Genomic DNA, 22461 nt, shown 5'->3' with positions numbered 1-22461 from the left:
CAGACCCAAATCCACGCAAAAAAAGACAAAAAAAAGCCAGTGCAAGCACTGGCCCAACGGAAAATCACCGTTCAGAAAGATTTATTAAGATTAGTTCTGCGCCATGTAAGCTTCATCAATAGATGCTTCACATGATTTAACCGCATTCTCTGTGGTTTCTACCCACTTAGCGCCATATTCGTTAACGAACCAAGCACGAACTGGTTTCGCTGCTTCTTGGAACTGAGCTTTTTCTTCAGCCGTTGGCGCATAAACGGTACCGCCAGACGCTTTAAACTCGTTATACGCTTCTATTTGACGACGTTTTGGCATGACGGTTGTCACTTCACGCAAAGCATCAAAGCCGTCCATCATGATGTGCTGAAGATCTTCAGGCATATCTTTCAAAGAATCATTATTCATCCACCACATAGACGCCATATAACCATGGCCATCTAGCGTCATGTATTTAATATGTTCGTTAAATTTCATGCCCATGATGTCGGTAATGCCGTTTTTCGTACCTTCCACCAAGCCAGTTGCCAATGAGGTATACACTTCTGGCCAAGGCACAGCCGTTGGGCTGCCACCCATTGCTTTCACAAGCTGCATTTGGATTGGTGAGTTGATCGTACGGATCTTCAAACCTTTCACGTCAGCTGGTGTTTTAATCTGTTTATTGGTTGTCGCAAAGTTACGCCAACCGCCCGTATTACCAATCGTCATTAAACGCATGGTACCAGTGCGATCCAATAGTTCTTTACGAATTGGCCCAACTAGCATTTCATTGTTTAAGGCACATTCCGCAACACGATCTGTTGGGAATATGTAAGGAATATCAAGCGCTTGAATCTCTGGAAAGACATTAGACAAACCACCAGTCGTGGTATTAAATACTTGGATTAAGTTCGCTTGTAGCGCTTCAATACATTCTGTTGGGTTACCACATAACTGACCGCCAGAATAGATATTCACCTGAATACGACCGTTAGATTGCGCCTCAACGTAATCTTTCAATACCACCGCACCGTCATAATCTTCATCACTGGTATTTGAAAGGTGCACAATATTGAATTCATAATCCGCCGCAAGCGCAGGTATAGCAGCAAGAGACAAACTCGCCGCCATAAGCGTTGGAACAAAAGCAGCTGTGGTCTTTTTGAGTAAATCGGTGTTTTTCATTTCGAAGGCTCCGTATTTTTTATTCTTGGATCACGTATTTTTATTCTTAAGTCACGTAAGTGGTAAACAAGCCAACAGAACATTTATTAACGAATTGTCATACGATTATTGATAGTAAATGAACGCTTATCTTGTTATAACTTGTTTTATATCTTATATAAGACATGAATTACAAGAAAATAACCGTTTTTTTACCTCGTCTGGTATTCTAAATTGATTCGAAATACGGCAGGACCAAACATGACAGACAAAGCACCGCAGCCATCACCTATCTTCAAACCTCTGTACAAACAAGTCCAAGAGCTGATCACAGAGAGGATTATTGAAGGCGTTTGGAAACCTGGTGAAATTTTACCCAGTGAGTTTCAACTGGCGGACCTACTGGGTGTCAGTCAAGGAACGGTTCGAAAGGCACTCAATGCACTCACCGAAGACAACGTATTATTTCGTCGCCAAGGCGTTGGTACCTTTGTGTCGGAACACACCTTACAAAAAATGATGTTCCACTTTTTTCATTTTAAAAGTGATAGTGGCGATATTCCCGAATTACCGTACGCACAGTTGCTCGAAACACGCTTGATCACACCGGACGACAGTCTACGAAGCGTTTTTAATATCGCAGCAGACGAAAAAGTCATCGAAATTCATCGTGTTCGATCCATTAAAAATACGGCCTCCATTCGTGAACTGATCTATCTGCCACATCGTTACTTTATGGATTTAGACAAAGAAGAAAAACTGCCGCATTCCCTGTATCACTACTATCAACAGCACTTTAATATTACTGTCCACAAAGCCACAGACAGACTTAAAGCGGTGTTGGCCGATGAGCAAGACCAAAGCATCCTAAACGTGGCTGCAGGAGAGCCCTTGTTAGAAGTGACACGAACGGCTCGTGCATTAGACGGACGTACTGTCGAATACCGAATCAGCCGAGCCAATAGCCAAGATCTGCATTATCTTGTTGAACTGAATTAATACACAGCTTCTGAAAACACTATAAAGAGCGCGCTGAGCCGAAAGCCAGCGCTCTTTTTTTAAGCTTACTAAAGTCCTTGCCACATCAAGCTAACACCAGACAGCAGCAACAAGCTAAACGCCACAAAACGCATCGCTCGACCGGAAATAGGTAATGGAAACGTCCTAGCGACCAACGTCGCTATAACGACCACAGGAAAGCCAAGCGCGCACAACAACCAAGTCTCGGTATCAACGCCTTGTGTCATGCTGACAGACCCCACACGTAATGCCGCCGTACAACAAAAGATCCCTAACAAGGTCGCACGTATTCTGGCCTGATCGTCTGGCTGGCGATACATCATAAAGGTAATTGGCGGGCCAAAAGTCGCAAACATGCCGCCCATCACACCACCTATCACGCCACTGACAGCAAAAGCCCCTGCAGAAGACGCTTTTCTCACTTTATGAGCTTGAAGCATCATCACCAAACTGCTAACGACAATGCACAAACCTAAGCTAAATTTCAGCCATCCCAGTGCATTTTCACCAAGATAGTCAAGCAACCATACGCCAAGAAAAATAGCTGGCAGACAAGGCAAAATAAAACCCCAAAAAGCACGGCGATTTATCTTTTTCCACCCCCGCCATAAAGCCCAATGCCAGCATTAATAAGGCTTAACACACTCACTGCAAACGCCGTCACTTCAATGGGTGCTAAACCCAAGGCAGACACACTACTAACAACAATCAGCCCAAAGGCAAAACCAGTCGTCGCTTGAATGTAACTGCCGAGCGCAAAAAACAGTAATAGAAGCAGGCTCGAACTATCCATAAGCATAAAAGCCTCCCTCATTTGTTACCTTCTTAAATACTCCGAGAACTAATTGCTTACGTCCCATTAGGAGGCAAAGCCAAGCAAACGAGGCAAGGTCATGGTCAATGCTGGGATATACGTAATCAGCAGAATAACCAGAATATGCACGGCCAAATACGGCAGCATTTCACGGCTGATCGTCTCAACTCGCTCACCACTCACACTGGACGCGACAAACAGCACCAAGCCCATTGGTGGCGTCGTCAAACCTATGGTTAAGTTCACACACATCACGATGGCAAAGTGCAATGGATCAATACCAAATTGTGTCACGATAGGACCAAGAATCGGCCCCAATATAAGAATCGCTGGGCCTGCATCTAAAAACATGCCAACAAATAACAACAAAATGTTAATAATCAATAGAAGCAACAACGGATTTTCCGTTAATGTCACCATGATACTGGCTATTTTCTGTGGCGCACCGGACAAACTAATTACCGCCGAAAATGCCACAGCACTGCCGACTAGGAACAAGATCACCGCAGACGATTTCGCTGTTGCATAGAATAAACTCGGCAAACTGCTCATTGTCATGGTTCGTGACAAAAGGCTGACTAACAAAGCATACGCCGCCGCAACTGCAGCGGCTTCGGTTGGTGTAAACACCCCAGACAAAATCCCACCGAGCAAGATAACAGGTGTCAGCAGAGGCCAAAAAGCCTGCTTAACCGCCGTACCACGCTCTTTCCATGTGGCTTTTTCAGAGGCCACTTTGTATCCGCGGCGACGAGCCAAAAACCAGGTCATGATCATTAAGCTTACGCCAACCAAAATACCTGGAATAATGCCTGCCGCAAACAAACCACCCACCGATACGTTCATCACAAAGGCGTACAAAATCATGATGCCGCTGGGTGGAATAATCGGACCAATCACCGAAGAGGCCGCCGTTACGGCCGCCGCAAAACGTCGCGAATAACCGTTTTTTTCCATTGCAGGGATTAGCATTTTCCCTAAAGCCGAACAATCCGCCACGGCTGAACCACTAAGACCTGCAAACAACATGGAAGACAAAATATTGATTTGCGCCAGACCACCGCGCAAATGACCGATAAAGGCTTGGCTTACCTGTACCAGCGACAAAGTAATACCACTGCGGTTCATCACCTCACCCGCCAACATGAAAAACGGAATTGCCATTAGAGGAAAGCTATCGATACCGTTATATAAACGCTGCGTGAGCAAGAGATAGAACATCTCTTTGCCTTCCAGAAATAGACTCAGACCCGGCGCAAACAATAAGGCAAACGCGACAGGCATGCCCAAAAACATGACAGAAAGCAAAATCCAGAAAAATGAAATGCCCATGGGTTATGCCTCGCTTTCGCTATCAGACAACACAAACTTGTCGCCATTAGATTCATTAAAAAGACGCGTAATACCAATCAAGAAAAGCTCGGTATACACCAACATCATGACGCCAAAACCAACCGGCATCGCCATATAAGACCAAGCTTTGGTAATCGGCAGCGCCGTGGCTAACATACGCGTTCCCTTTAGGGCGAAATCTAAGCTTTTATTAAAGGCGTAATACAAAACGATTCCGACCAACACATACAACACCAGCTCAAGTAACAAGCTCAATCGTTTGGGCAAAGACCCCAAAATAATATCGAGGGCCGCATGTTGTTTCGTACGGGACACCACAGGCAACATCAGAAACGTCATCCACACCATCAAATAGCGGGCAAGCTCTTCCGACCAAGGCAAAGAATCATTCAGCACATAACGACAAAAAACCTGTACTAAAATGGTCGTTGTCATAATGGCCACGGCACCGATCGCCAAATACTTAAATACAAATATCAAGGCCGAATTCAGCCGCCCTAATAGCGTTATTATTCTTATTAATAAAAGCATAGAGACACCTTTATGAGTTTTTCATTTGCGCTAAATGCGCCTTACACTGTCCCAACATATTGGCGAGATCATTGGCAATCGACACAAAACTAAAGCCAATTTCTAACGCCCACTTTGCATCGTCAGGGGTTGGCATCACGGTTCCTACGGGAATTCCAGCTTGGTTACAGGCGGTCACACAGGCCACGATTTTGGCACGCACATCAGGATGATTAACTTGTCCTGGCAACCCCATGGTCATCGACAAATCTCCTGGGCCAATAAATACCGCACTGACGCCATCAAGCTGACCTATCTCGACCGCCAACGCTAACGCTTCAACAGTTTCCAATTGGGGAATCAAACACACTTGCTCATTGGCTGCCGCAGGGTAATCTTCACGAGTGGTATAACGCGCCGCACGATGCATTTTGGCAAAGCCACGTTTGCCCAATGGCGGATACATGCTGGCCTGAACAATGGCCTTCGCCTCTTCCACCGATTCCACAAATGGGAAATACAAGGTCATACCGCCTTGATCTAATACCTGTTTAATGGCAATCGGATCATGGCTGGGCATACGAACCACGGCGGCTGTTGGTGTTTGCTCAATCGCACGTAAAATGGGCGTCGTGTCATGTACACTGGCTGGGCTGTGTTCTAAATCCACCACCAAGTAGTCATAATTCAAAAACGCCATCGCTTCTGCCACCGTCGGACTACCAGACAGCGTCCAACCACCAATCAACTTCTGACCGTCCAGTAAACGCTGTTTAAATGGGTTAATCGTCTTGCTCATTTAGAATATCTCCGGTTCATCGATGACAGCGTCACCTTGTAAAAAGTCAAAATCGCACCCTTCATTGGCTTGGGTGACATGAGTTGAAAACATAGCGCCATAACCACGGGCAAACTTTGGCGGTGGCGGTGCCCAAGCCGCTTTTCTTGCGGCCATTTCTTCATCACTAATCTCTAAATTCAGCGTGCGTTTTTCTACATCCAACACGATCCAATCGCCGGTTTGAACAAAGGCCAACGGCCCGCCAACATAAGATTCAGGCGCGACGTGTAAAATACAGGTGCCATAGTGGGTGCCGCTCATGCGGGCATCCGAAATGCGCACCATGTCACGCACACCTTTTTGCAAAAGCTTTTTCGGAATCGGTAAACCGCCCCACTCAGGCATGCCCGGACCACCAATTGGCCCCGCATTTTTCAGCACTAAAACGGTGTTTTCATCCACATCCAGATCCGGATCGTCGATCTGTGCGTTCATTTGCGCGTGGTTTTCAAACACCAAAGCTTTGCCACGATGATTCAATAAATGCGGAGACGCCGCAGACGGTTTACACACCGCGCCATCTGGACAGAGGTTTCCAGTGATCACGCCAATCGTGCCGCGGTCATTAACCGGGTTATCTAGAGAACGAATCACGTCTTCGTTGTAAATTTCCACGCCTTCCAAGTTCTCACCCAAGGTACGACCATTCACATTGCCTTGATCCAGGTGCAGAAAATCTTTTAAACGCGTTAATAACGCCGGCAATCCACCCGCGTAAAACAGGTCTTCCATTAGGTATTCGCCAGCAGGCATTAAATTAGCAATAACAGGCACTTTACGCGCCCATTCATCAAACAAGGACATAGGCAAATCAATGCCCGCACGCCCCGCCATGGCGATCAAATGAATAATGCCGTTGGTGGAACCACCCAGCGCAACATAAGTGACAATGGCGTTTTCAAAAGCTTCTTTGGTGGCGAGGGTTTTAGGTGTCAGGTCTTCAAACACCATTTTGGTAATGCGTTCGCCCGCAAGAGAGCAAAGACGTTGGTGAGCCGAATCGGCCGCCGGAATGGTCGCAGAGCCGGTAAACAAAAGCCCAAGACTTCCGCCATAGAAGTTAACGAAGACGCGGTGCCCATGGTGTTGCACGTTCCCACCGAGCGCGTCATTTTGGCTTCCAATTCAAGCCAATCTTCATCACTCAAATTACCCGCGCGTTTTTCATCCCAATATTTTCGGGTATGAGTGCCCGTACCAATTTTTTCGCCTTTGAAATTACCGTTTAGGCTCGCACCTGCTGGAATATAAATAGCAGGAATATTCATACTGATGGCGCCCATTAATAGGCCCGGTGTGGTTTTGTCACAACCGCCCATTAAAATCGCACCGTCAATAGGATGACTACGAAGCAGTTCTTCGGTTTCCATCGCAAGGAAATTTCGGTACATCATGGTGGTTGGCTTCACCATCACTTCGCCAAGTGACATAGCTGGCATTTCCAATGGATAACCGCCAGCGCGAATGATGCCTTCTTTGACAAACTGGGACTCGTTCTCTAAGATGGGTATGACACGTACTGATATCGCTCCAAGTATTAATAATGCCAATAACGGGGCGATTCATGAAATCGCTGCGCTTATAACCCGTTTGCTGGGTTCGCTGTCTGTGCGCAAACGCGCGCATATTGTCAGGCGCAAACCAACGCTGACTGCGCAGGTCTTCGATACGTTTTGCCATGATGTAGTCCTGTTCTTTTCTCTGTTTATTTTTATCATTTGCCGTATTAACGATTGCAGCTTGTTTACGGCTTCTTAAAACTTGTGATATAACTCTTATATAAGACATAAGAGAATATATAGGACATAAAAAAAGTCAAGAACTATCCCCTTACCCATGAAACATAGTGAGCAAAAACAGCGACAAAAAAATAATCACTTGAAACAGACAAAATCGTAACAACCTAAAAATAAGACGTATTCAATAACGAGAGGTACCGCAATGCTTGAACTAAAGAACAAATCACTCCTGCAAACAAAATGTTTAATCAATGGAGAGTGGGTTGAGTCTTCTGAAGGCAACACATTGGATGTGTTCAACCCAGCAACGGGTGAATTAGTCGCAACCATTGCCAGTGTTGGTCCTGCTGAAACACAACAAGCGATTGCTGCTGCTGAAGTCGCGCAAAAAACTTGGAAAAAGAAAACCGCCAAAGAGCGCGCGACATTATTGCGTCGCTGGCATGACCTATTAATGGCCAACCAAGAAGATCTTGCGACATTGATGACCGCTGAACAAGGCAAACCCTTAGCAGAATCTCGCGGCGAGATTGGCTATGCCGCCTCTTTTATTGAATGGTTCGCCGAGGAAGGCAAACGCATTTATGGCGACATGATTCCAACTTACGCACCAGATCGTCGTATTCTTGTGATGAAAGAACCGGTTGGCGTGTGTGCGGCGATTACGCCGTGGAACTTCCCTGCGGCCATGATCACTCGTAAAGCCGGTCCAGCCCTTGCTGCGGGCTGTACCATGATCATCAAGCCTGCTTCCGAAACACCATTAAGCGCCTTAGCCATGGGGGTTCTTGCCATTGAAGCCGGCATCCCAGCAGGCGTGATTAATATTGTTGTGGGTAAAGCGAGCCAAATCGCCAAAACTCTCACGGACTCTTCCGTTGTTCGTAAGCTCACGTTCACAGGCTCTACGCCTATTGGCAAATTGCTGATGAAAGACTGTGCCGACACCATAAAAAAGGTCTCTCTTGAACTGGGTGGCAACGCGCCTTTTGTTGTGTTTGATGATGCCGACATCGATGAAGCCGTTAAAGGTGCCATGATGTCAAAATACCGCAATGCCGGACAAACTTGTGTTTGTGCCAACCGCATCTATGTTCAAGCTGGCGTATACGATACCTTTGTTGAAAAATTCGCGGAGCAAGTTGCCGCCATGAAAATCGGTCACGGTACTGAAAGCGGTGTCGAACAAGGCCCGCTGATTAACCGCGCCGCCGTCGACAAAGTGGACGAACACGTACAAGACGCCATCAAAAAAGGCGGTAAAGTCGTCACTGGTGGCAAACGCCATGAACTGGGCGACAACTTCTATCATCCAACCGTTATCGCTAACGCTACACAAGACATGCTGTTTGCCAAAGAAGAAACCTTTGGTCCTTTAGCACCTATCTTCAAATTCGAAACAGAGGACGATGTGATCGCGATGGCGAACGACACAGAGTACGGCTTAGCGTCTTACTTTTACTCCCGTGATATCGGTCGTATTTTCCGTGTAGCGGAAGCGTTAGAAACAGGTTTGGTTGGTGTTAACGCAGGTATCATCGCCACAGAAGTCGCGCCATTTGGTGGCTACAAAGAATCAGGTCTGGGTCGTGAAGGTTCTAAATATGGCATTGAAGACTACATCAACACCAAATACGTTTGTGTTGCCGGTTTAGATAAATAGCAGATAAATAACGGATAAATCAAAACTTGTAGGGTGTGTTCATTTAGATATGAGCACACCCATTGTTTGTCGATCGGAGAATAATACATGCCGACATTAACCAACCAATACCCTTCCTTAAAAGACAAAGTCGTGTTTATCACTGGCGGTGGCTCAGGGATTGGCGAATACCTTGTTCATCACTTTATAAAGCAAGGCGCACGAGTTGCTTACATCGATATCGATGAGGCCAGCTCCGCTGCCTTAAATCAGAAACTCAGCGACGAATTCAACGTTACCCCTTGGTTTAGACAAGTCGACGTCCGTGACATTGCCTCCTTACAATCTGCAATAGACGACGCTGCTCAAGAACTGGGCCGCTTAGATGTCTTAATCAATAACGCGGGCAAAGACGACCGTCATAAAATCGAAGACGTCACACCGGAATACTGGGATAACTGCCTAAACATCAACATGCGCCCGCATTTCTTTGGCATGCAAGCGGCCGCTAAATGGATGAAAGAAGGCGCCAGTATTATCAATATGGGATCGATCAGTTGGATGCGTGGCCGTGCTGGTATGGTGGGTTACACCACATCAAAAGGGGCGATTCACACCATGACGCGAACCATGGCACGAGAGCTTGGCCCACGCGGTATTCGTGTTAATTCGATTGTCCCAGGAGCGGTGGTGACAGAACGTCAAAAAGCACTTTGGTTAACCCCTGAATTGGATCAGGAGTTTATCGATGTGCAGTCGCTTAAATTCCGCATTCAACCGGACGATATTGTCGCCATGGCGTTATTCCTTGCTTCTCAGGACAGCCGTGCTTGTGCGGGACAAAACTTTATCGTTGATGCTGGGATTGTCTAGCAAACAGGTGATTCTCCCGATCCCCAAAGCAGCGGCACGTAAATCATTATGAGCCGCTTTTCTTTTGTATTGTTTGACACCCTGTCTAGATACCTTATAAATCGCTTAGATTCTGTAAACAAAAAGCATCTGCCTTGTTTTCTCTCGTCAAACGCTTTTAATTTCCGACTCTGCCCATAAGAATAGTCATTATTAAACATCGAGGACATAGCCATGAAAGAACCATTGGATATTCAATTTGTCTCTGACGTCATGTGCCCTTGGTGCGTGGTTGGTCTAGGCAATCTCAATAAAGCACTTGAGCAGCTGAATGACACAGTCGATGCGACCGTAACTTTTCAGCCGTTTGAACTGAACCCCAAGATGCCTCTTGAAGGTCAAAATTTAGACGAACATATCACCGAAAAATATGGCATCAACAAAGCTCAATCTGAACAAAACCGCGCCATGATTCAAGCGCGCGGCAAAGAGATCGACTTTGATTTTAACTTTACAACGGAAAGCCGCATGCGCAATTCATTTGACGCGCATCGTTTGTTGCATTGGGCACAGTTAGAAGGCAAGCAGGCGGAACTCAAAAGCGCGTTATTCAAAGCGCACTTTACCCACAATCAAGACATCAGTGATCACACCATTCTCGCCAACTTAGCGGCCAGTGTGAACCTAGACCCTGCTGCGGCAAAAGGCATTTTAGAGAACAACCACTTTGCTGATGACGTGCGCCAACAAGAAAAGATCTGGCAACAAAACGGCATCACATCGGTACCAACCGTCATCATCAACAATGCCTACGCGATTTCAGGTGGACAACCTGCAGAAGTCTTTAAAAGCGCGATTGAAGAAGTTCTAGAGAAACTAAAAACAGAGCAAGCACCAGCTTAGCATTGGTTGTTTCAGTTCAAATAAAAATGCCCATGTTGTCATAACATGGGCATTTTTTATGCACAATACTCAGCCAAACATGGTATTTGGAAGGAAGAGTACAATCTGTGGAAAAAGAATCAACAAGGCAACCGCCAGTATCATCATTAACCAAAAAGGCAGCACACCACGGAAAATATCACCTAATTCCACATTCGGTGCGACCGATTTAACAATAAACACATTGATGCCCACAGGCGGTGAAATTAGCCCCATTTCGAGCGTCAGAACCGTCAGTACACCAAACCAAATTGGATCAATGCCAAGGGCCATAATAATGGGAAAGAAGATTGGCAAGGTCAGTACCAACATGGCAAAGCCTTCCAAAAAACAGCCTAAAATTAGATAAATCGCCAGAATCAGAATCAGTGTTCCCGTGACACCCAATCCTAACCCAGACAATACCTCTCCGACCGCAGTAGGAATATGACTGAGCGCCATAAATGGGTTGATCAAATGCGCGGCAATCAAGATCAACATGACTGTCGCTGTTGTCACTACCGCATCGCGAGCGGCCCGCCACAGTGCCTGTAGAGATAAAACGCGTGTGAATAAGCCCACCAGTATTACCACGCCAGCACCGACAGCGGACGCTTCAACGGGCGAAAAGAGCCCACTGTAAATGCCACCGATGGTCAGTAGTATCACTGCAATAATTGGCCCCGCCCCTAATAGCGCCTTGCCTTTATTGCGCCAGCTCGTGGCAGGCCCTGCTGGACCAAATTCGGGACGAAACCAACAAATCACCATGATGACAAAGATAAAGAGAAGCAACATCATGATGCCCGGCAAAACACCCGCCAAAAACAAGCGTCCGATACTCTGCTCAGTGAGAATCGCATAAATAACGAAGCCGGTTGAGGGCGGAATCAAGATGCCCAAAGTACCGCCTGCCGCCACCACGCCAGTAGATAAGCGCGTGTTGTATTTAAAGCGGTCCATCTGCCCTAGCGCTACTTTCCCCATGGTCAAAGCCGATGCCACAGATGAGCCAGACAACGCGGCAAAACCACCACAACCAATCACGGTCGCCGATGCCAATCCGCCACGGAATTGACCAATAATGGCATAAGCCGCATCGTACAGTTTTCGACTCATGCCCGTTTCTGAGGCGACATTCCCCATCAGTATAAACAGCGGAATAACCACCAGCTCAGGCGAAGATGCCAAAGTAAAGGTTTCCGATGCCAACAAGCTCAGTGCAGATCGACTACTGTCCAATATAGTAATGCCGACAAAACCCACCGAAAACATGGCAAACGCCACCGGCACCCGCAGCACCAACAAAGCAAACATAACCAAGATGCCAATAAATCCTATCATTGCCGCGCTCATGCCATGCCTCCTTTATCCGTGTCTACTTTACGAATGTCACGACCTGAGAGGATCAGCTCAATGGCACGTAGTGCCATTCCTGCCGCCGTCAATAAGGCCAAGATAGACAAGCCATTTTGAAACCACGCTTTAGGCAGACGCAAAAGGTTAGTTGATAAATTCAGCATCATTGAGATTTTAGCGCTTTCATTAACGGCGTAAGCAATACCGAAAAAAATAACCGCGCCCAACAGCGCCGAAAAAATATCAATCATACGATTAAGCCATGCGGGATAACTGCGTTCAAAAAGATCAACGGAAATATGCCCCCCTTGGCGATCACACAACGCCATTGCGCCAAAAACAACGATCACCATAGTCATAGTAATCATGTCTTGCGAGCCGTAGATTGGCGCGCCAAAGGCACGACCAATGACATCGGCTAGCAAGATGATGACCTCAACGATCAGCCCTAAAGCCCCCACTGCAGCGGACAGGGCAATGAGCCTGTCCGCCAGTTTACGTGTTGCGTTCAGCATAAATTACTTGCCTTGCATGGCGTCAAGCGTGGCAGCACCACCGACACTTTTCACATAGGACTGAATAACACCAGAAACCGCCTGCGCAAACGCCACTTTTTCGGCATCCGTTAGTTCTGTGATGGTGTTGGCACCATCCGCTCTCGCCGTTTCAAGCGCAGCGTTTGCCGTACTCATCCAAGCGTCTTCGGCACTCTTGGATAATCCGGCTCCACTGGCAGCATCCACTGCGGCTTTTTCTTCCTTAGTTAACCCATCATAAACACTACGGTTTAATACCGTATAAAAAGCCAAACGACCTAATGGTGCTCCTAGCGTTAGCGCATCCGCCACCTCATCAAGCTTAAAATCTGTCAATGTCGACGCGCCCGTGATAACGCCATCAATCAAACCAGTTTGCATGGCGTTATATATTTGGCTTGCTGGCATTTGCACAGGCGTTGCGCCTAATGCCTTTGCCACCTCAGCAGCGGTTGTTCCCGCTACACGAATTTTAAGCCCAGCAAGATCAGCAGGCGTGCGAATTACCTTGTTGCGCATGATGAAAATATTGGGTTCAGAAGTCCACAGTGCCAATGGTTTGGTACCTGGAAACTCTTGGCTTAGGTGTTTATCGTAGGCACGCCATAACGCTTCATATCCGGGCATATCTTCAGGAATTGCCCCAGGCAGCTCAGCGATCATGGTTTTACCAAATTGTGACGAGGTATAACCCGGTAAGCCCCAAGACATATCTGCAGCGCCTTGTAACACACGAACGTATTGTTCCGCAGGGCCGGCTCCGAGTTCCCCGCCATGATAACCACGCACGGTTAAATTGCCATTTGTGGCCGCAGAAAGATCCGTATTTAGTTTCTCAATGACGGACGCATTAATGGTATGAAATGGCGGAGTAAAGCTGGCAAATTTCAACTCCTCTGCAAATACTTGGCTGGATAGCGTGATCGCTGCTGAAGCCGCAATAACCAATTTATTGAATGTCATGTCGTTTCTCCCAATGCTACTTTAGTGCCTCTGAAGGCTTTGTTATTTTTGTAACGGACAGACCGAATCAACGGAGCGCCCTGATTCCATAGAAAATGCTGTATCCACTGTTCTCAAGCATGAGCTTTCCGCCCATTACCTAACCTTTCAATGCCCCCTTATTCAACATGCAGTGCCTTTGTAGTGTAGTTCAATCGAACCTTGTCTTTTGGCAATCAGCCATTCACCTTCAATCATTTTTAGTTCATCGACAAAACGACCAATGAACACATCCGCATTGGCTTGCACCATGCTCTCAATGTGATCCACTTTTTTATTCGCGGCAAACAACACCACTCTCGATGTCACAACAGCGTGTTTTGCATTAATAATTTGAGTTTCTTGATTGGCCAAAACATGGCAGGTTTCTTTGGCCGGACGCGATGTAAAAGACGCTAAAATCGCCTCACGCCCTTCGATTTTGACAGTCGGTGCACTGGGACGAAACAAGACACCATCCTCGGTATAACAATTGGCTAACGCTTGCCAACGCCCTTGATCCAACAGGTTAATCGAATGCGTAACGCGTTTTTGACATTGCCACTCAATCAGCATGTCTTCTATTGTTTGATCGCTTCGGGCTTGGCGGTTTTTTTGTAGCCAATGTTTCAAGGCATTAGCAACTTCTACCGGCTCTTCCACTGGGGCCATGTGCCCAGCACCGTCAATCACCACCAGTTCGCTGCCATGGATCTTTTGTTGCATTTTTTGATGCTGCTCAACAGGCTTCCACGTGTCTTCTGTACCAGACAAAAGCAAAGTAGGCACAGATATCTGCGCAAGCTGTTCTTCCGCATTCGGTCGATTAAGTAAGGCATGAATCTGCTTTTCGAAATCCTCAAGCGAATAGGATTCCACCATGTGCGTTAACGTCGTCATCAGTTCTGCATTACAACGCCCTTTAGGTGACATCATGGGAACCAACCATTGCTCAGCCAAGGCTGACATCCCCTGGTTTTTTGCCTCTTCAAGCAAGCGCATGCGCCCCGGAATTTCCTTGTCTGACTTTGGGTGCACCCCCGTATTCAATAGGGCTAAGTGCGTGATACGTTGCGGCGCAAGACGATGAATTTCTAATGCCACACGCCCGCCCATAGAGTGGCCAGCCAAGGCGAAATTCCCCTCCACATTGGCCAACACATGCTGCGCCATGGCGGTCAAATCATCAAAGCCTGCGAAGCTTACAACCTTAACGTCGGCCTCTTTTTCTAATTGAGCAGCAATGCTTGCCCACATCCGTTGATCACATAGCAAACCAGCTAAACAAACCAGTTTGGGTCTAGTTACGCGCACATTCATTGTGATTTATTCTCCCTTTTCATTAACATTTTCGTATATCAGATGACCCAACGCCGTGTTGGATACCGGCACATGGTAGTGGCGATGAATTTCTCTCACATCGTGATTTAGGGCACCGCGCATGATCAACCACATTACCATTTCGCTCCCTTCTGTACCGGACTCGCGGATATATTCCACTTGAGAGATCTTAGCTAACGCCTCATAGTGGCTCTGTAAGTCGTCCATAAACGCCAGATCCCATTCCCGATTGATTAGGCCAGCACGTTCGCCCAATAACTGGTGACTCATGCCGCCCGTTCCCCAGACTTGAACATTTAGATCTTCTGGAAATTGTTCAACCGCCGCTCGAATCGCTTTCCCTAAAGCAAGGCAACGCTCTCCCGTTGGTGCGGGATACACGACGGTATTCACCGCCAAAGGAATCACTTGGCAAGGCCATTCCTCTACCTCACCAAACACCATAGACAGTGGCACCGTAAGGCCATGATCCACGTCCATCTCATTCACGATGGTCATGTCAAACCCTTGCTTAATCAGCGACTCAGTAATGTGCCATGCTAATTTAGGAGCACCTTTCACGATGGGCACTGGACGAGCACCGTAACCCTCATCCGCAGGGCGATATTCTTCTCCACAACCAATGGCAAAGGTCGGAATAATTTTCATATCAAACGCTGTTGCATGATCGTTGTACACCAAGATCACCACGTCCGGTTTTTGCTCTTTAATCCAACGTTTGGTGAACTGGAAGCCATCGAATATTGGTGCCCATTTTTCAGCGCTGCTCTCACCTTTATCAATAATGTGTCCAAGCAAGGGAATGTGAGACGTCCCCAATCCTGCAATTATTTTGGCCATTACTGCTACTCCTTGGACGATTTTTTGTCAGATTCTTTTTCGTCAAACTCTTTATTATGAGTAAAGCGATTGCCTTCTGGTGAACGACCGCCATTACGCATCATTTCCATGTAATCTTCAGGAGATAAGTCGGTCATAGTGGAAACGGCGGCAGCGACACTAAGCCCGTCACTTGAACTGAGTTTAACGAGGTAATAGATATTGCCACCAAGAGCGATTAACTGAGTGAAATCCCGCGCGAGCACGGCGTTTTTCTGCGCTTGAGTCATTGGCCATTGATCTAAATAGGCACGCTCATTTTGCTTAAACGCGTCACGGTTGGAGGCTTGCATGAGCGACATACAAAATTGATTAAGGTGAAAACCGACTCTGGCCATATCCCCGTCAAATACGGTTGTACCGGGAATATTGCTGTAAGGTTTATTGTTATTATTCATTCTCATCTCGCCTAAACTGAATGTGTGAAATGAACTGCGTAGACTGTGTTTTATTCAAAGATACACAGAAAAAAACCGACCATCATATGCACAATTAAAAACATAGCTTTAATTTTAGTTATATCTTACGTTATGAGTTTGAAAACATTATCTTGATAAGACGGACAAAACGCTTATATAAAGGCCCCAAATGAACAACCCTATTGCCAGCTTTCCACTGTCGCTCAAACAATGCCGTGTAATCACTGAGATCATGAAAAAAGGCACAGAAAAAGACGCTAGCGTTTCGCTTAACCTGAGCCAGTCCAGCGTGTCTCGAGCTCTGTCTCAAGCAGAACAAGCCTTACAAATGAGTGTATTCACTCGTGGTTGGAGTGGCGCAGAGCCAACCGCTAAAGGAGAAGTAGTGATCTCATCGTGCAACAATCTCTTACAAGCCATTGCCGATACAGAGCGCCATTTACAAGAAAATACCACAGCATTGCTCAAACTAAGAGCCTACGTGGAATGGCGTCATCTGGTGACGATTGAAACCGTGGTGAGAGTCGGTAGTGCCTCGCTGGCCGCGCAAACCTTGGGCATGACACAACCAGCGGTCAGCAAAACGCTAAAAGAAATCGAAAACATGGTACAACAGCCGCTTTTCTCACGTGCACGCCATGGGCTGATACCGAACACAGCAGCGAAACAACTCGCTTCGTTATGGCTAAGAATCTCTCCTATCGCCCAATCCTTTCAGCAAACATTGCAATCCTTACCCAACGAACTGACAGGAAGGTTGTCTGTCGGCATGCTGTCCTTTTCCTGCCAAGATATCGTTCCCATCGCGTTTGCTGCTATCTTTAAAAAACACTCGGGGATTCGTTTACAAGCCATGCAAGGCCCTTATCACATGCTGGCAAATGCCCTGCGTCAAGGAGAAATAGACTGTTTTCTCGGTCTCATGAGAAAAGGCCCGATTCATCCAGAATTAATCGAACTGCCCTTGTTAGACATTCAATATGCCTTAATCGCACGGGCTGATCACCCCGTACATGACTACGCCAAAACCCTCAATGATTTAACCAACGAACGCTGGATTGTCGCACGCCATGGCACCCCAATTCGGGATTATTTCGAAAGCTTATTTTACAGTATCGATAACAAACCACCGATCCAAGCCCTTGAAATGCTCACCTTTGCCTCATCAGAAGAGCCTCGTCATTCACAGCGATGCCATAGCGCTCCTTTTCTACGATGACTGGAACATCAAGCAACTCAATCCACGCTTAAAGCAAATCCCCATTCGCTTACCCAACCCAGAATGCACATTAGGCATCACACTACACAGAGAACGCCAATCAACACTCATTCAAATGTTTATTGAAGAATTACAACTGACTATTAACAACAAGCTAACAAGTAAAAAAAATAGCCCCGCATGATGAATGTGAGGCTTTACTATTTGTTTGATTAAAAAGGATAAGGCGTAGCAGATTGCTTTACTGTCACCCATTGCCAATGGGTGTATAGATCCCAATCTGCGAGCCCACACACCGCACTGCCATTGCCCGAAGCGCCACAACCACCAAATGGGTTGATGCATTCGTCGTTCACGGTCTGATCATTGATGTGCAATAAGCCAACATGTAGCTGAGCACCAATGCCTTGTGCGCGAGAAAGATCATTCGAGATCACTGCGCCCGCTAGGCCATATTGGGTGTTATTCGCCATTTCAACGGCTTCGGCATCGCTTTCAAAGGTGACAATATTCACTACTGGACCAAAGATCTCTTCATCAAAAGAACGCATACCGGGTTTGACATTACTCAATACCGTTGGAGCATAGAAAGGACCTTCATACGTCCCACCCGCTTCTAACTTAGCGCCAGCCGCTACAGAGTCTTGAACGATAGAATGCACTTTTTCAAGTTGACGAGAATTAATCAACGGCCCCAAGGCTACTGTCCCAGAGACTGGATCACCTACAGGTAGGTGTAGGGCTTTTTCGACTATTTTTGCCGTCAATGCTTCCGCAATACTTTCTTGAACGAGAATACGGCCTGATGCCATGCAAATTTGACCTTGGTGGAAATACGCGCCCCACGCGATATTACTGGCTGCCACATCTAAATCGGCGTCTTCCAAGACAATCAGCGAACTCTTACCACCTAATTCAAGAGAGACTTTTTTCAAGTTACGTCCGCAAGCCTCGCCCACCTTTCGACCCGCTGCTGTCGAGCCAGTAAAGGCCACCATACCAATTTCTGGCGCATTACAAAGCGCTTCGCCTGCTTCAACGGTACCCGGTAGAACCTGATATAAGCCTTTTGGAAAGCCTGCGGCTTCTAACGCCAGAGCAAGAATAAAACCACCAGTGACTGGCGTTTGTGGATCGGGTTTGGTGACCACCGCATTACCGGTCGCCAACGCGGGGGCAATGGAACGAATAGACAGAATTAATGGAAAGTTAAACGGAGAAATAACACCAATGACGCCGATAGGTTTGCGTGTTGCATAAGACATTCTTTCTGGTACAGAAGGCAAAGTTAAACCATTTGGTTCCAAGGTCATATTGGCTGCCAATTGCAAAATGACAATGGCTTCTTTTATTTCGTGCTGACCTTTGGGGATGATCCCGCCCGTTTCTCGCGCCACATACAGGGCCAACTCATCAAAATTGTCTTGCATGAAAGCCGCGGCTTTGTGGAATAACGCCGCTTTGTCTCTAGGAGGGACATTGAGCCACTCTTTTTGCGCCTTCGTCGCCTGCTGACACGCCAAATGCACGTCGTCTGCCGTAGCAATCCCCACTTCGCTCAATACTTTCCCGGTTGCTGGCTCCATAACGTCTTGCTTGTTTGAAGCAGCAACCCAGTCGCCCGTGAAAAACTTACCCGACCATTTTTTGGATTCAAGTACAGATATCGTCATGTGTATTCTCCTGTTTATTTTTATTAGGTTTCCACATCAATCACTCATCCCACCTGTTCAAGAGAACGACTTAGTAGATAACAAAACCAGAGCAATACCTATGCCGATATATTGTGTCTATTTTTTTATCAAAATAAAAAAACCTCAAACTATTGATATATAAACAATTAATTCTAATAAACCAAAAATATTACAGGACGTTGAAGGATACAACTGAATCAATAGACTTGACGATATCGTTAAATTCAATCAAAACTAAAGGAAAAGCAGTTCACCATTTCATCAATTAGGTGAAAGAGGAAAATAATAATGACAAACTTGCAGCGCATCTCATTGGCAGATATGGCCAAGAGCAACCAAAAAATCCTCCTTAAAGGCAGCTCCCGTGAACTAGACGGTCAGCACGCGCCCACCGTAGAAGAACTCACCGAGTGCCTATTTTTCTCGCCCGGCGATGGCCGTATTTGGTTAGACGATCAACGCATGCTGCTGATCCATAGCTCGTCATTTGGATTGTTACGTCGAGAAATGATTGATTCACTTGGCCTCGATAAATCGCGCGATATTCTTACTCGAACGGGTTATTTATCGGGTCTAAGAGATGCTGAACTGATTCAAAAACGTTGGCCAGATTCTGACCCTGCGTCCATTTTCACTGCTGGTACGCATCTTCATGGGCTAGAAGGCGTCGTCAAAGTGGAAACTATTCACTTTGAATTTGATACCGAAAAAGGCTTGTATGATGGTGAATTTCTTTGGCATCACAGCAGTGAAGATGAAGAGCATATTGCCGCTTATGGCATTGGCAGTTCACCCGCTTGCTGGATGGAATTAGGCTACGCCATCGGCTATGTCTCGGGTTTAGTCGGTTCTTTGGTTATTTTCCGCGAAGTGGAATGCCAGTCCATGGGGCATTCAATCTGCCGAGTCATCGGTAAATCGTCAGAGCTTTGGGATAATATTGAAGACGACATTCGTTTTCTCAATGTCACCACCAACGATGCCAACATCAGCGTCAGACCAGACCCACAGCTCGATAAAATGGAGCCAGCACCGCTAGACGACCAACCAAAAATGATTGGTGTTTCCGCCGCCTTCACAGCCGCAAACCATTCTCTACAGAAAGTCGCACCAACCAGCGCCACCGTGTTATTCACAGGAGAGTCTGGTGTGGGTAAAGAACTTTTTGCCAGTATGCTGCATAAATTCAGTCGCCAATCGGGTCCTTTTGTCGCATTTAACTGTGCCGCCATTCCTGAAAATCTCATGGAATCCGAGTTATTTGGCGTCGAAAAAGGCGCCTTCACTGGAGCCACTATTAGCCGTCCGGGACGTTTTGAACGAGCCAATGGCGGCACGCTTTTTCTTGATGAAATTGGTAACCTGAACTTAGCAGGGCAAAGCAAATTACTGCGCGTTTTGCAAGAAAGAGAAGTAGAGCGAGTCGGAGGCATCACTCCTATCAAAGTCAATGTACGAGTCATCGCTGCAACCAATGTGGACTTGCGCAAAGCCGTTGAAAAGGGCGAATTTCGTGAAGACTTGTTTTTCCGTTTAAACGTATTCCCTATTCATTTACCACCATTAAGAGAGCGAAAAGCCGATATCCCACTGCTCATTAATCACTTCTATCATCACTTTTGCCAATTGCATCAAAAAGCGCCATCTGGCATGACACAAACAGCGCGACGAGCGCTATTAAATTATGGTTTTCCAGGTAACATTCGTGAGCTACAAAACCTAATGGAACGCGGCGTGATCGCATCAGAAGAAGGTGAAGCCCATTGACCTTCCGCATTTGTTTAGAAATGAGTCCCATTCCTGACGAAATTATTTATTCGGTCAATAACCAAGGAAATTTGAGCCATTCAAAGACACAGACAGAGCCTACAAGCTCGTTGCTAGAACACATTTCTCAATTCGTAGGCGGCAAGGATTCTATCGATATTGAAATGCTAGAACATAATCTTTTGAAAGAAGCCGTAGACAATGCGCAAGGAAACTTATCTGAAGCCGCAAGACGAGTTGGCCTAAGCAGACCACAATTGGCTTATCGCCTAAAGAAGAATAAACAAAACTGAAAAGTGATCATTTAAAAAACACATAAGCCTGCGATATAGCATAATCACAGGCTTATTAGCTTTCGTCGATCTACCATATTCTGACTTTTTAAAGATAGGTAGACGCCAAACCACCATCGACCGGAATATTGACACCGCACACCCAACGGGAAGCATCAGAACAAAGAAAAGCGATGACTTCTGCCACCTCATCGGAATAAGCAGGACGCAGCATACGCTCGGCGTCTTTTTGAACTCTTTCCTCACCCAACATGGACACAAAATCGCCTAAAATGGGCGTAAAAACAGGACCCGGAGCCACGCAATTCATACGCACACCATGATCACGGAACCAGGTAAAAGCTTGCTGAGTAGACCAAACAATCAAGGCTTCTTTGAAATATTGGTAACAGGTTTCTTGAGGGACGGGATTTTTCTTTAACCAAGCCACACCTTCTTCAAAATACGAAGTGTCAGCCAGTGCTTTGTGTTTTTCTAAACGCTGAGGCCATTCAATGCCCAACACAGAAGCCACATTCACGATGCTAGCATTCGTGTTGAATCTCGGTATTAGTGCTTCGGTTAAATGGCGCAATCCTAAATAATTTACCCGCCCGACCAGTTCAACATCCGCCGTGCCAGGCACACCGGCAATGTTACACAAAGCGTCGATTTTTTCAGGTAAGGCAACCAAAGCGGCATCAATCGCCGTTGGATTACCAAGATCAATTTGAACAAAACCATCCAGCGTCATACTGGGCTCATGGCGATCAATGCCAATAACCTTAGCTCCATGAAAGCGTGCAAGACGCGCAACGTCTGCACCGATACCAGATGATACGCCGGTAATGACGATCGTTTTATTCGCTAACATCATAGTGTTTCTCCTTATTTTTTTATGAAACGGTAAGCCGTCACTAAGTAGACACCACGTCTATTTGACTAGGAGGGGAGCCTAGTCAGATAGGTAAAGTGTGCTAAATAGGTTATTTCTCACAACAAGGAGAATTGCATGGAGCATGCCCAAAATGAAAAAGCACTAAAATAAAGAGTTAAAGTATATTCAAGACATTGATCTATAGATTATTTTTATGTTTTAGAAAATATAAGGAGGAGTATAGCCATACACAAACACATGTATTCACTTTACCAAATGATGAAA

22 protein-coding genes and 1 pseudogene are annotated in these 22461 nt (G+C 46.4%); 7 read left to right on the top strand and 16 right to left on the bottom strand.

Annotated elements, in window-relative coordinates:
• Positions 1–90 precede the first annotated feature (90 nt).
• Positions 91–1161 (bottom strand): TRAP transporter substrate-binding protein, encoded by a 1071-nt coding sequence (locus AC0L6V_RS19940; protein WP_265220083.1) that lies wholly within the window; start codon positions 1159–1161, stop codon positions 91–93.
• A 240-nt stretch (positions 1162–1401) separates the two neighbouring features.
• Here AC0L6V_RS19940 and AC0L6V_RS19935 point away from each other — a divergent pair, with 240 nt between their 5' ends.
• Positions 1402–2139 carry a GntR family transcriptional regulator gene (locus AC0L6V_RS19935; protein WP_409418973.1) on the top strand — a complete coding sequence of 246 codons (738 nt, stop codon included), beginning with the start codon at positions 1402–1404 and terminating at the stop codon, positions 2137–2139.
• Between the two features lie 68 nt (positions 2140–2207).
• On the opposite strand, the gene AC0L6V_RS19930 is transcribed toward AC0L6V_RS19935, so the two are convergent.
• From AC0L6V_RS19930 to AC0L6V_RS19900, 7 genes and pseudogenes are all read right to left on the bottom strand, one after another.
• Complete coding sequence (locus AC0L6V_RS19930) at positions 2208–2720, bottom strand: TSUP family transporter (RefSeq protein ID WP_418138543.1); 513 nt, start codon at positions 2718–2720, stop codon at positions 2208–2210.
• Between the two features lie 26 nt (positions 2721–2746).
• Positions 2747–2959, bottom strand: a complete 213-nt coding sequence (locus AC0L6V_RS19925) for a hypothetical protein (protein WP_418138542.1) — start codon at positions 2957–2959, stop codon at positions 2747–2749.
• A gap of 60 nt (positions 2960–3019) precedes the next feature.
• Positions 3020–4306 (bottom strand): TRAP transporter large permease, encoded by a 1287-nt coding sequence (locus AC0L6V_RS19920; RefSeq protein ID WP_111608301.1) that lies wholly within the window; start codon positions 4304–4306, stop codon positions 3020–3022.
• 3 nt (positions 4307–4309) lie between these two features.
• Complete coding sequence (locus AC0L6V_RS19915) at positions 4310–4858, bottom strand: TRAP transporter small permease (RefSeq protein WP_265220079.1); 549 nt, start codon at positions 4856–4858, stop codon at positions 4310–4312.
• Positions 4859–4868: 10 nt separating this feature from the next.
• A complete protein-coding gene (locus AC0L6V_RS19910; protein WP_265220078.1) occupies positions 4869–5636 on the bottom strand; it encodes an HpcH/HpaI aldolase family protein in 768 nt (255 codons plus the stop codon).
• Positions 5637–6224 (bottom strand): hypothetical protein, encoded by a 588-nt coding sequence (locus tag AC0L6V_RS19905; RefSeq protein WP_473483167.1) that lies wholly within the window; start codon positions 6222–6224, stop codon positions 5637–5639.
• Between the two features lie 138 nt (positions 6225–6362).
• Positions 6363–7117, bottom strand: a pseudogene (locus tag AC0L6V_RS19900) (dihydroxy-acid dehydratase domain-containing protein); the annotation flags it as partial.
• A gap of 502 nt (positions 7118–7619) precedes the next feature.
• Between AC0L6V_RS19900 and AC0L6V_RS19895 the strand changes: the two are divergent.
• The 3 genes from AC0L6V_RS19895 to AC0L6V_RS19885 all read left to right on the top strand — a co-directional run bounded on the left by AC0L6V_RS19895 (position 7620) and on the right by AC0L6V_RS19885 (position 10814).
• Positions 7620–9080: an NAD-dependent succinate-semialdehyde dehydrogenase gene (locus tag AC0L6V_RS19895; RefSeq protein WP_265220077.1), complete on the top strand. Its 1461-nt coding sequence runs from the start codon at positions 7620–7622 to the stop codon at positions 9078–9080.
• An 87-nt stretch (positions 9081–9167) separates the two neighbouring features.
• Complete coding sequence (locus AC0L6V_RS19890; protein ID WP_265220076.1) at positions 9168–9932, top strand: SDR family NAD(P)-dependent oxidoreductase; 765 nt, start codon at positions 9168–9170, stop codon at positions 9930–9932.
• Positions 9933–10145: 213 nt separating this feature from the next.
• On the top strand, positions 10146–10814 hold the full coding sequence (locus tag AC0L6V_RS19885) for a DsbA family oxidoreductase (protein WP_265220075.1): 669 nt from the start codon (positions 10146–10148) through the stop codon (positions 10812–10814).
• 69 nt (positions 10815–10883) lie between these two features.
• Here AC0L6V_RS19885 and AC0L6V_RS19880 read toward each other — a convergent pair whose 3' ends face one another.
• The 6 genes from AC0L6V_RS19880 to ligA form a co-directional block, all read right to left on the bottom strand.
• Entirely contained in the window at positions 10884–12188 is a 1305-nt protein-coding gene (locus tag AC0L6V_RS19880) for a TRAP transporter large permease (RefSeq protein ID WP_409418971.1), read from the bottom strand.
• On the bottom strand, positions 12185–12706 hold the full coding sequence (locus AC0L6V_RS19875) for a TRAP transporter small permease (RefSeq protein ID WP_265220072.1): 522 nt from the start codon (positions 12704–12706) through the stop codon (positions 12185–12187). The genes AC0L6V_RS19880 and AC0L6V_RS19875 overlap by 4 nt, the downstream gene beginning before the upstream one ends.
• Positions 12707–12709: 3 nt before the next feature.
• On the bottom strand, positions 12710–13690 hold the full coding sequence (locus AC0L6V_RS19870) for a TRAP transporter substrate-binding protein (RefSeq protein WP_265220071.1): 981 nt from the start codon (positions 13688–13690) through the stop codon (positions 12710–12712).
• Positions 13691–13852: 162 nt separating this feature from the next.
• Positions 13853–15028: an alpha/beta fold hydrolase gene (locus AC0L6V_RS19865; protein WP_418138541.1), complete on the bottom strand. Its 1176-nt coding sequence runs from the start codon at positions 15026–15028 to the stop codon at positions 13853–13855.
• Positions 15029–15034: 6 nt separating this feature from the next.
• Positions 15035–15889, bottom strand: coding sequence for a class III extradiol dioxygenase subunit beta (locus AC0L6V_RS19860; protein WP_265220068.1), 855 nt, complete (start codon positions 15887–15889; stop codon positions 15035–15037).
• 5 nt (positions 15890–15894) lie between these two features.
• Positions 15895–16326: a protocatechuate 4,5-dioxygenase subunit alpha gene (ligA, locus tag AC0L6V_RS19855; protein WP_265220067.1), complete on the bottom strand. Its 432-nt coding sequence runs from the start codon at positions 16324–16326 to the stop codon at positions 15895–15897.
• Positions 16327–16516: 190 nt separating this feature from the next.
• Here ligA and AC0L6V_RS19850 point away from each other — a divergent pair, with 190 nt between their 5' ends.
• On the top strand, positions 16517–17566 hold the full coding sequence (locus AC0L6V_RS19850; RefSeq protein ID WP_418138540.1) for a LysR family transcriptional regulator: 1050 nt from the start codon (positions 16517–16519) through the stop codon (positions 17564–17566).
• A gap of 212 nt (positions 17567–17778) precedes the next feature.
• On the opposite strand, the gene AC0L6V_RS19845 is transcribed toward AC0L6V_RS19850, so the two are convergent.
• Positions 17779–19239: a benzaldehyde dehydrogenase gene (locus tag AC0L6V_RS19845; protein ID WP_418138539.1), complete on the bottom strand. Its 1461-nt coding sequence runs from the start codon at positions 19237–19239 to the stop codon at positions 17779–17781.
• A gap of 309 nt (positions 19240–19548) precedes the next feature.
• Between AC0L6V_RS19845 and AC0L6V_RS19840 the strand changes: the two genes are divergently transcribed.
• Both AC0L6V_RS19840 and AC0L6V_RS19835 read left to right on the top strand, forming a co-directional pair.
• Entirely contained in the window at positions 19549–21027 is a 1479-nt protein-coding gene (locus AC0L6V_RS19840) for a sigma 54-interacting transcriptional regulator (protein WP_418138538.1), read from the top strand.
• Complete coding sequence (locus AC0L6V_RS19835; RefSeq protein ID WP_418138537.1) at positions 21024–21320, top strand: helix-turn-helix domain-containing protein; 297 nt, start codon at positions 21024–21026, stop codon at positions 21318–21320. The genes AC0L6V_RS19840 and AC0L6V_RS19835 overlap by 4 nt, the downstream gene beginning before the upstream one ends.
• A gap of 88 nt (positions 21321–21408) precedes the next feature.
• On the opposite strand, the gene AC0L6V_RS19830 is transcribed toward AC0L6V_RS19835, so the two are convergent.
• On the bottom strand, positions 21409–22176 hold the full coding sequence (locus AC0L6V_RS19830; protein WP_409418966.1) for a coniferyl-alcohol dehydrogenase: 768 nt from the start codon (positions 22174–22176) through the stop codon (positions 21409–21411).
• Between the last annotated feature and the right edge of the window lie 285 nt (positions 22177–22461).

This window comes from Marinomonas sp. G8-14 (genome assembly GCF_055808935.1).
Note: the sequence above shows the minus strand (reverse complement) of the source record. Positions and strands in the feature narration are given on the sequence as shown.